The organism is Dehalococcoidia bacterium, from assembly GCA_035574915.1.
In the GTDB taxonomy this organism is placed as follows: Bacteria; Chloroflexota; Dehalococcoidia; order DSTF01; family WHTK01; genus DATLYJ01.
Genome location: DATLYJ010000057.1, coordinates 25,605 through 32,090 on the forward strand (window position 1 = coordinate 25,605; position 6,486 = coordinate 32,090).

A 6,486-nucleotide genomic window follows, 5' to 3' on the forward strand; every position below is an offset into this window, starting at 1 on the left:
GCAAAGAGCGCCACATCTTTACGTCACGCCTGCATAAGTTTGCGAAGATTTCCCAGGGCCCTGTGCTGGATCACGCGCACGGCGGGAATGCTCTTGCCGATGACCTGGGCGACCTCCCGATAATCTAGCTCCTCGACGAAGCGGAGGATGATCACCTGGCGCTGCTCGTCGCGCAGGCCCAGGATGGCCTGGCGCACGCTGTCCTCGTCGGCGGACTGCTCGAGGGCCTCTTCGGGGTTGCGGTGCAGCTTCTGGTCGATGAAGGTCTCCTCCAGCGTGCCGTGCTCGCGCTTCGAGCGCAGATAGCTAATCGTGAGGTTGTGGGCAATGCGCAGGAGCCAGGCCACGATGGGCGCCCCGCGCTCCTTGTAGCGGTCGATGGCCTCCCAGGCCTTGAGGAAGGTCTGGGCCGTCAGGTCCTCGGCCTCGCGGGCATCGTTCACCAGGTAGTAGATGTGTCTGTACACCCGCACCACGTGGCGGTCATACAGCTCGGCGAAGGCCTCCGCATCCCGGTCAATCGCGCGGAGGACCAGGCGGCGCTCCTCCTCGCGGTCCGGCCGGCGCGGTTCGCTCTCTGGGGGCGAGGATGGCTCCTCCGGGGCGGAGGAAAGGGGTTGCGGGAGTATGGTCATGCGCACGCATCCTTCCTGAAGAAGCATCGGCGCAGGCGTATGGACTCTTAAGTGGTTTTGGCGGCCCTAATCCGAAGAAGCGCCTAGTGGTTCCGCCTCATCGGGGCGGAGCGGCCACAGCTCGCGCATGCGAGGCGGAGGGGCTGGTTCTGGAGCCGGCTCCGGCACAACGTCCAGCTGGAAGACGAGGCGGCAGTGCCCTACCTGGATGTCTTCGCCCGAGTCCAGAAACTGCCAGCCGCTGGTGACGCCTTCGGTGGCCATCGCGGAGAGGGTGGTGAGCTTGTGGTACACAAGGCGCCCGCGCTGGACCCACAGGCGCGCTTCCTCCCCCGCGATGCGGCCTTCGGGGTCGTTGATGATGATGTCGCAGTCGGGCGTGTTCCCTAAGGTCAAGGGACTGGAGCCTATGGCGTATTCGCGGATCGCGCCGAGCTCTCCCGTGCGCACCGCGGCCTCATCCATAACCACGACCCGGCCCAGGGGTTCATCGACGCGCGCCGGAATACTCGGCATAGCCTTCGGCTCCCACTCACCCGGGGGGGAGGACAGAGGCGAAGTCACGTCAGGCAGGCGAGTCCGCCAGGGCTTGATGCGGTCGGCATAACGGTCGCTTTCGGGCCGCTGGCGGCGAATGATGATGTAGACGACGCCCGCGGCCGTCAGTAGCAGCACAGGTACGGCGACAAGCATGACCGGGAAGCTGGACGGCGGCGCTAGCGGCTCGGCCTCGAAGGTAATCTGGCGTTCCCCCCGGCGACCGCGGGGGTCGGTGACCACGAGGGTGACGAGGTGATTGCCCTCGGCGAGGTCCTTCGGGTCGAGCACGAAGGCGTAGGGTGGCGCTTCGGTCTTGAACACACTCTTGCCGTCGATCAGCACTTCGTACGTCGCGGCCTGTATGCCCTCCGGCAGGACAGGCGAGAGTGTCACCGGCTCTCTGACCTTAGCGCCCGCCTCCAGGCCGCTCACGGCCAGGTCAAAGGGCGGCGGCGTCGCCCCTGCGAGCGGCTGGACGACCTTCTCCGCCGTGCCCACCTCGCCGCCAAGGCTGACGCGGACAGTCAGCTTTGCCGGCAGGGTGCGGTCGATGGACTGAGGCACTGTCAGGGACACCGTGTACTGGGTGCGGATAGCGGCCGCGAGATTGGCGTAGACCTGGCGAAGGGCCGCGGGAGTCGGCGCATCCAGATAGCGGCCGCCGCTCACCGAGGCGAGCTCGTTCAGGTAGGCCCTGTCGAGCGCCGAGCCGAGGCCTATGACCACGAAGGCGATCCCGCTCTGCTTCGCGGCTTCGATTGAGGCCGCGCGCTTCTCGAGGCCGACGGTGGCGACGCCGTCCCCGAGGAGGACCACCAGCCGGCGCTCGGTCGGCGCCTCGGATGCCTTTGCGGCCGCCTGGATGACGGCATCGTAAAGGGCTGTATCGCCCGCCGGGGCTAGGCGAGCGACGGCCTGGGTGGCAAGCGTCTTGTTCGCGGTGAAGTCCTGAAGCAGGCGGACGCCCGTATCGAAGGACATGATTGCCACCTGGTCATCCGGCTGCAGCGTGCCGACGAAGTCGGTCAGTGCCCGCCGCGCCTGGGTGATGGGGTCGCCTGCCATGCTGCCGCTGACGTCCACCATGAGGACGACGCTCAGGGGCGATCTCGCGGTCGAACTCGACTGGACGCCGGCAACGGCCAGCGGCGTACCATCCAGACTCGCCCGCACGCTACCGGCGGGCAGACTCGGGACAGGCAGTCCGTCGGGGCCGTAGACGGCGATGACCGCGGTCATGCGTCCCGCCTGTTCCTGGACCGACAGGATCTCCACGCGGACCGGCTCGGCGGCGGAAGCGGCCGAGAGCGCAAGCGCCGCGACGAGTGCGAGAACGGGTGCGACCAGCCTCATGCAGCTCACCTAATTAGGTTTTCGGCACGCACGGCGAAAACCGCAGCGCGCAAGGGCGAAGAGGCCATTGCCGCTCCGGGAAGTGGTCGCACCGTCGGGCTGGTTGCGGCCCGGGCCTGGGGCTGGCGCCCGGGCTTGAGTGGCACGATTTCACGCTTCGATTAGCATCGGGAAACGATGTCGGCTGGCGGAGCCGCCACTGCGCTGCACCCGGTGGACGCAAATTGGCGCAATCTCAAGGAGTAGGGACGCTTTAAGGAGCAAAGGGGCTTGACTTAACGCAAAATGTTATGGCACCATTGCGCAGCCTCGCCGGAGAAGCCCTCACAGGCGGCACGGCGAGCGGGAGCGTCGCCTCGAGGCCCGGCCCTCCAGGCGGCGAAAGTTTCAGTAGCCGGACCAATAAGGACGCATCCGGCCCACCCCTTACCGGGAGGGCACTATTATCGCCGGGGCCGGACCGGAGGCTTGAGGCACAGGAGGCGGGGCCTGGGCCGCATTTCTCCGGCCCCGGACCCGTCCTCGAACTCAGCCGCCCGAATGGGCGGCTTTCATTTGCCCACCGGCGCACCCCTCAGATTCCCCTACGGCTCGCGGACGCCTGGGCCGAACATTAGATGGAGGGATACGTTTCCCCTTCGACCCATCGTCCAAGGAGGCCCGCCACAAGTGGTTGCTGCCCGCATCGAGGTTAAGAATGAGAGTCCCCGCTGGGGGAACGGTACAACGCCCCCGGAGACGCCATTCCGGCCCCAACCAAACTCCGTAGAAGAGACAGGCATCGACTTCGGTCAGCTGCTCGACCTCTGCGTGAAGACCATCTACTACGGCGGCAGGCCTTCCGCCCGCACGATCAGCAGCCGCATGGCGATGCCCTTCCCCATCGTCGAGAACCTGTTGACCTTCCTGAAGCGCGAGCAGTACATCGAAGTCGTCGGTTCATCCGGCATCGGCGAGCAGCAGTACCAGTACGCCCTGACCTCCCGCGGCCAGGAAAAGGCCGTGGAGGCCCTGGAGCGCAACCAGTACGTGGGCCCGGCCCCGGTCCCTTTCGAGGAATACGTCGAAGTCGTGCTCGAACAGTCGGTGCGCAAGATCCGCGTCGACGCGACCGTGGTCGAACGAGCGCTGTCGGAACTCGTCCTCAGCGAGACGACCCACAACCTGATCGGCCCGGCCGTGAACTCCGGCCGCTCGATCTTGCTGTACGGGGACCCTGGTAACGGCAAGAGCTCGATCGCAAAGGCAATCGGTAAAATGCTCCCCGGGGAAATCCTGGTCCCGCACGCCGTGGACATCAACGGCCAGACGGTCAAGGTCTTCGACCCGCGGGTCCACAACCTGGTCGCCGACTACCCCGAGGAGGACCGCAGGGTCAACCCGGCGAGCCTGCCTACGAACGGAGAGCGTCGGCGAGACCTTCGCTGGGCCGTCTGCACCCGGCCCGTGATCATGGCCGGCGGCGAACTCACGCTGGCCGACCTCGAGCTGCGCTACTCCCCCCAGTCCAAGTTCTACATGGCCTCGCTCCAGGTAAAGGCGAACTGCGGCATCCTCGTGGTGGACGACTTCGGACGCCAGCTTGTCCAGCCGAAGGAGCTCCTCAACCGCTGGATCGTCCCTATGGAGGCAAGGGTCGACCACCTGACGCTGCTGAGCGGCGACACGGTGGAGATACCCTTCGAGTGCCTGCTTGTCTTCTCGACTAACCTGCCGCCGCACAGCCTGGGCGACGAGGCCTTCTTCCGCCGCATCCGCCACAAGATCGAGGTCGGGGACCCGGACGAAGCGGCCTTCCTCCGGATCCTGGAGATGATGTGCCGCGCCCGGAACATACCTTACGCCCCCGAGGGCGGACGCTACCTCATCGAGAAGTGGTACCGGCCCAAGGGGAGGCACTTCCGCGGCTGCCATCCGCGGGACATTACCGACCTCCTGCTCGACATCGCGAGCTTCCGCGGCAGCCAGCCGGCCTTCACACCGCAGTGGATCGACCTGGCCTGCGCGTCCTACTTCATCGAGAACGACTAGGCGACGCTACCCCGTCGGGGCTAGGCATTCAGCCGGGGAGAAGCTCGACTGTTAGCTCCGTGCGAGGGGCACATCCTGCCGGAACGCACGCATGCAAGGCGGCCGCCGACTAGCCTACGGGTATGAGACAGGAGGCGGCCCGTGGCGACAAGTAACGAGATCCTGGTCCAGCACCCGGAGTCACACGCGAGGATCCTTGGCCAGCTTGCGGGATGTGTCGATGCTTGCCTGGAGTGCGCGCAGGCCTGCACGAGTTGCGCCGACGCCTGCCTGGCGACTGGCGAGGCGTCAGCGCTGGCATCGTGCATCCGCGCCAACCTCGACTGCGCCGATATCGCCGGCGTGACGGCGCGGCTCCTGTCGAGACAGACGGAGACCGACTGGTACCTGGCGATTAGCGTGCTGGACACCTGCATCCACGCCTGCGAGATCTGCGCCGAAGAGTGCGACGCGCACGGCGAACGCTATGCCCACTGCCGCACATGCGCGCAGGCCTGCAAGGAGTCCGCCGACGCCTGCCGGCGGCTCATGGGCGAGCTACCGCAGCCGACCGACGTGTTCTAGAAGCCCGCCGCGTCAGCCGGCCAGGGTCCGGTGGCGGCGGGGTCCGAGTCTACCCTCAGGCAGGGGCGAAGAAGGGGAGGGCGACCTCGTCGTGATCTTCCCACTTCACCTTCACGCGCATGCCGATCTTCACCTGCTCCGGCGGCACGTCGACTATGTTCGACATCATGCGGAACCCCTCGTCGAGGTCGACGTAAGCGACGGTGTAGGGGACCTCGTCGCGGAAGAGGGGGCTGCGGTTCGCGCGTACGACGCTATAGGTGTAGACGACGCCCTCGCCGCGAGAGTCGTTCCACTTGAGGTCCGGCGACCCGCAATTGGTGCAGTGGTGCTTCGGGTAGAACACCACCTTGCCGCAGGTGTTGCAGGTCTGGTAGGTGAGCCTGTGCTCCTTCGTCGCGCGCCAGAAGGGCTCGCTGTCGCGCTCCGGGAACCGGGGTAGGGGTCTAGGCATGAGTTCGTGCTCCTTCGCCGCGTGCGTGCGCGCTGCCGGACATCTCGCTCTTCCTGCGCTTCAGTCCGCGGCCAGAATGATCGTGCCGCCGGTATGCGTGCCGCCGAGGTTGCCGCCGTTGCCGTGCGCTACGGCCAGCTTCGCCCCCGGCACCTGCGAGGTGGACTCGCCGCGGAGTTGGCGCGTGGCCTCCGTGAGAAGGAAGAGGCCGCGCATCCCGGGGTGGTTAGAGGACAAGCCGCCGCCGTCCGTGTTCAAGGCCGGGCCGCCTGGCTTGTCATAGCGCAGCTTCCCGTCCTGCACGTAAGCGCCGCCTTCCCCCTTCTTGCAGAAGCCAAGGTCCTCCAGGCAGACCAGGACGGTGATCGTGAAGCTGTCGTAGATCATCGCGACGTCGATCTCTTGCGGTGTCACGCCCGCCTCGCCGAAGGCGATAGGCCCCGACTGCGCACCGGCGCTGACGGTGATGTCGCCGCCGTTCTCGCGGTACTTGGTGGCCTCGCCGGCGCCGATGATCCAGACCGGCTTCTTGCGCGTGCCGCGCGCCACCTCAGGCGAGGCGATGATGACCGCACCGCCTCCATCCGAGACCATGCAGCATTCGTAGAGGTGCAGGGGGTCGGCGATCATGCGCGACGTCGTCACGGTCTCGATCGTGAGCTCGCCGGTGTCCATGAAGCCGAGGTCCGTCATCGCCCGTACGGCCTCTGGGTTGCGGACGGCGTGGTGACGCGTGTCCACCGATATCTGGGCCAGCTGCTCCGAGGTCGTGCCGTACTGGTACATGTGCCGGTGGGCGACGAGCGCGTAGTTGGAGATGAGAACGCTACCCCAGGGGTTCTCCATGTTGCCGGTCAGCGTCGGCATGCCGCCGCCGGCAAAGCCGCCCGTGCCGATGTTGCGCGACTG

At 66.6% G+C, this 6,486-nt stretch carries 6 protein-coding genes; 2 read left to right on the top strand and 4 right to left on the bottom strand.

Going from position 1 to position 6,486, the window contains the following annotated elements; all coding sequences use genetic code 11:
* Positions 1-23: 23 nt before the first annotated feature.
* Positions 24-635: a sigma-70 family RNA polymerase sigma factor gene (locus tag VNN10_05465; GenBank protein HXH21456.1), complete on the bottom strand. Its 612-nt coding sequence runs from the start codon at positions 633-635 to the stop codon at positions 24-26.
* Between the two features lie 66 nt (positions 636-701).
* Positions 702-2,528: a VWA domain-containing protein gene (locus tag VNN10_05470; GenBank protein HXH21457.1), complete on the bottom strand. Its 1,827-nt coding sequence runs from the start codon at positions 2,526-2,528 to the stop codon at positions 702-704.
* A 669-nt stretch (positions 2,529-3,197) separates the two neighbouring features.
* Here VNN10_05470 and VNN10_05475 point away from each other — a divergent pair.
* Complete coding sequence (locus VNN10_05475; GenBank protein HXH21458.1) at positions 3,198-4,559, top strand: ATP-binding protein; 1,362 nt, start codon at positions 3,198-3,200, stop codon at positions 4,557-4,559.
* Between the two features lie 141 nt (positions 4,560-4,700).
* Positions 4,701-5,123, top strand: a complete 423-nt coding sequence (locus VNN10_05480; protein HXH21459.1) for a four-helix bundle copper-binding protein — start codon at positions 4,701-4,703, stop codon at positions 5,121-5,123.
* A gap of 55 nt (positions 5,124-5,178) precedes the next feature.
* Here the strand turns inward: VNN10_05480 and VNN10_05485 are convergent, their stop codons facing one another.
* Both VNN10_05485 and VNN10_05490 read right to left on the bottom strand, forming a co-directional pair.
* The gene (locus VNN10_05485; GenBank protein HXH21460.1) at positions 5,179-5,577 is read right to left on the bottom strand and encodes a Zn-ribbon domain-containing OB-fold protein; all 399 of its coding nucleotides are present in this window, start codon (positions 5,575-5,577) and stop codon (positions 5,179-5,181) included.
* Positions 5,578-5,637: 60 nt separating this feature from the next.
* A partial coding sequence (locus VNN10_05490) for a hypothetical protein (protein ID HXH21461.1) occupies positions 5,638-6,486 on the bottom strand: 849 nt, incomplete at its 5' end.